The sequence below is a fragment of the Capnocytophaga catalasegens genome, from assembly GCF_026005215.1.
GTDB lineage: Bacteria > Bacteroidota > Bacteroidia > Flavobacteriales > Flavobacteriaceae > Capnocytophaga > Capnocytophaga catalasegens.
In genome coordinates this window covers 1-2,811 of sequence record NZ_BPMA01000047.1, presented here as the reverse complement: position 1 = coordinate 2,811, position 2,811 = coordinate 1, and the positions used below count along the sequence as shown (strand labels likewise).

The window sequence follows — 2,811 nt, the reverse complement described above, 5'->3', positions numbered from 1 at the left end:
CCGCCCGCTTTGAAAGTAATATTTTTAGGGGCACTTACATTGATATTTCCTTGTCCATCCATTAGATAAGTGTTACCACTGGGGTCTTCTATAAACACACTACCTTCGGCATCATTGAGGATAATTTTAGTACCTGAACGGGTATGTATTACTTTCTTATCATTGCCTGCTGTGTGGTATTTGCTAAACTCCTTCCCATTGTAGTTACTACCTACCACAAAAGGTCTTTCGGCATTTTGGTCTTCAAAATCTACCCATACTTCTTCGCCTACTTCGGGGATGAAATAAAAGCCTTTGCCACCTCCTGCGTGGGGTTGTGATACAAATTTATACATATTTTATTCCATTTCAGAAGAAATAAAATCGTTTTTGCCTTTGTCTGCGAAAGTAATTAAACCACCAACGGCACATTTTATACACGATGATTCATTTAATTCTTTGTTGCTATCAATAGATGAAAACGATATTTTCTCCCATTTCTGTGGAGCAGGAACGCAAGGCAAGTATCCTGCTGATGAGGGTTTTAACTTGCATTGCCCAAAGGGTTTGATATTAATATTGGGCTTGTTGTCTTGCTCGGTGGCGATGGGTTCTCCGTTGATACAATCAAAGGTTTGAGAGGTTACCGTTAAAGGTGTTTTTAATGTTCCTTGATTGCATTGCAATTTAGCGTTGTTGGTGATGGTTTGAGGCATAGGCTTTATTTTTCTCTTATATAAAATATATATCTGGGGAATTCTTTTTCTAAATCCATATAAAATAAGATAGTAAGTGTATCTTTGGTTATTTTATGTATTGTCATAAATGATTTTGATTTTCCTTTCGGTTTTCCTTTTTTATGTGAAGTTTTTATCATTTTTTCAAGCTCTTCCAATTCTTTTTTTAAAATCATAGGGTGATTGCTTGTCAAAACAAGATTGTTCTCAATGCAACTACATACTTTCCAAGTTCCTTTAAAAACTTCTCCTTCTCGGACTTCTTTAAATTTTCTGTTCTTTTTGAAATGGATTTTTTCGGATTTAAGTTCCTTAATAACCTCATTTCCTTCCAATGAATGCGATAATTTCCATTTTCCGATAAGTAATTGGGAATATTCTTCATTTATTATCTTATCGCAAGGTCTGTTTTCTTCATATAAATTATCGAACTTTTTTTGCTCATCTTTTTGAGCAAACACACATTGTGATATTAAAATCAAAATTACTATTGCTATTTTTTTCATACTTTTAGGGTTCTAAAAATGCTCTATGAATATCTTTCACAATTATTGTTTTAAAGGGGTAATCAAATATAAGAGAACTTGCATCATCTGCTTCTTTTAAATATTCTGTTAAAGCTGTAGCACTTACATCTAATCCCACAGATGCAATTTGTGCATAAGGGTGTTTTACAAATCCAAGAATAGTTGATATGCCACTAGCTACCATTCCAATTGCATCAACTTTTTTGTTATATTGTCTATTTTTATATGCTTCAGCCTGTAATATGCTTCCTCCATTATTTTTTATTTTAAAGTCCAAAACTTTAATAATATATGTCCATACAATAGAATCTAATTTTTTCATTTCTTCTTCTGTTTTTGCCTCTCCACTGTCTTTAGGTATAAATTCAATTTTTTTATATACAGGCATATTCAATGTTCTTGACCACGAAATCTTATCTATATAATAGTTAAAAGTACTCTGATTCCCATTATTTATAGTATCAATTACAACCGAAGCATAATAGTAAGTATATAATCTTTGCCATCTAAAAACTTTATCAGAAGAATAATATTTGATAAACTCAGTTCTAGTAAATTTAATATGGTCTGTTCCTAAATGATTTGTTTCTTTTTGAGTAGATGACCAACTATGGTAAAGATGATAATCAAGGGTACGCTCTATTTTATCATAAATTTCAACAGTCTCATTCTGAAAACTTGCATCGCCATTGACACTTTTTACTCGTAATACTTTCATTTTTTCTTATTTTTAGTTTGTTGATATGCTTCCCAAAGCTCTTGTTCTTTTACTTGCCATTCGTTATAGGTGTAGTCTTTGCCTTGGTAAGTTTTGTAAATTTCATTCGCTTGTCGCTCTTCTTCGGCTTGTTGCTTTTGTTCTGACTCTTTTTTCTCTGCTTCTGTTTCCTGCAAAACCTCTACTTCCTCTTTTAGCAAAGCAAATCCATTTTTATCAACTTTGCCTGTTAAGGTAATTTCTTTACCTTGTTCGTTAATATCTTGTCCTTCTTGCTCATCAATAACAAGGCTAATGGTTTCGCCCTCCTCGTAATTTCGAGTATGCACTAACAAACTTAATTTTTCATCAAAAGCCGCATTTTTAATTCTTGTATCCATTTCCGCATTCATCCACTTCACACTCAAAATCTGTTTTTCCTTATCATACTTAAACTCCCCTTTCTGTGGTAACTTATTCATTTTAGGAGCTTTGTATTCTATCTTGTCTTTGGCGGTAATCAGTGAATTCGTACCAAAAAGGTGCATTCGTTCTTTGGCTCCGATTTCCGCTTTGCCATCGGTATAGCTTATTAGTTTTTGTTTTCCGTAAAGCTCTAAATCCTGCTTGGCTGAAATCTCCAATGTTTTTCCGCTTGATAAAATCATTTTTCCGCCACTATCAAGGCTGTTTTCCTTGCCTACAATCGTTTTTGCGTTTTCACCGATATGCGTTTCTTGGGTTTTGCCTATATTGGTTTTAGCATTTTCCGCCACTTCAACATTCAAATTTTTACATTTGATATGGATAGTTTCAGGGGCTTCAATGGTAATACTTTTTTGTGTGGTATCCAAATAAATCGTATTTCCCG

General features: G+C 33.4%; 3 protein-coding genes and 2 pseudogenes. All 5 read right to left on the bottom strand.

Annotation, left to right across the window (positions count from 1 at the left end):
• Positions 1-323 (bottom strand): annotated as a pseudogene (locus tag OO775_RS11460) (phage baseplate assembly protein V); the annotation flags it as partial.
• A 15-nt stretch (positions 324-338) separates the two neighbouring features.
• Complete coding sequence (locus tag OO775_RS11455) at positions 339-695, bottom strand: PAAR-like protein (protein WP_264847302.1); 357 nt, start codon at positions 693-695, stop codon at positions 339-341.
• 5 nt (positions 696-700) lie between these two features.
• Positions 701-1,222: a hypothetical protein gene (locus OO775_RS11450; RefSeq protein ID WP_264847301.1), complete on the bottom strand. Its 522-nt coding sequence runs from the start codon at positions 1,220-1,222 to the stop codon at positions 701-703.
• A 4-nt stretch (positions 1,223-1,226) separates the two neighbouring features.
• Positions 1,227-1,961 carry a hypothetical protein gene (locus OO775_RS11445; RefSeq protein WP_264847300.1) on the bottom strand — a complete coding sequence of 245 codons (735 nt, stop codon included), beginning with the start codon at positions 1,959-1,961 and terminating at the stop codon, positions 1,227-1,229.
• A pseudogene (locus tag OO775_RS11440) lies at positions 1,958-2,811 on the bottom strand (type VI secretion system Vgr family protein); the annotation flags it as partial. The gene OO775_RS11445 and the pseudogene OO775_RS11440, both read right to left, overlap by 4 nt.

Bases quoted from the DNA above. Each gene is read 5' to 3' on its own strand.
- OO775_RS11455 (WP_264847302.1), bottom strand. From the start codon at position 695: ATGCCTCAAACCATCACCAACAACGCTAAATTGCAATGCAATCAAGGA.
- OO775_RS11450 (WP_264847301.1), bottom strand. From the start codon at position 1,222: ATGAAAAAAATAGCAATAGTAATTTTGATTTTAATATCACAATGTGTG.
- OO775_RS11445 (WP_264847300.1), bottom strand. From the start codon at position 1,961: ATGAAAGTATTACGAGTAAAAAGTGTCAATGGCGATGCAAGTTTTCAG.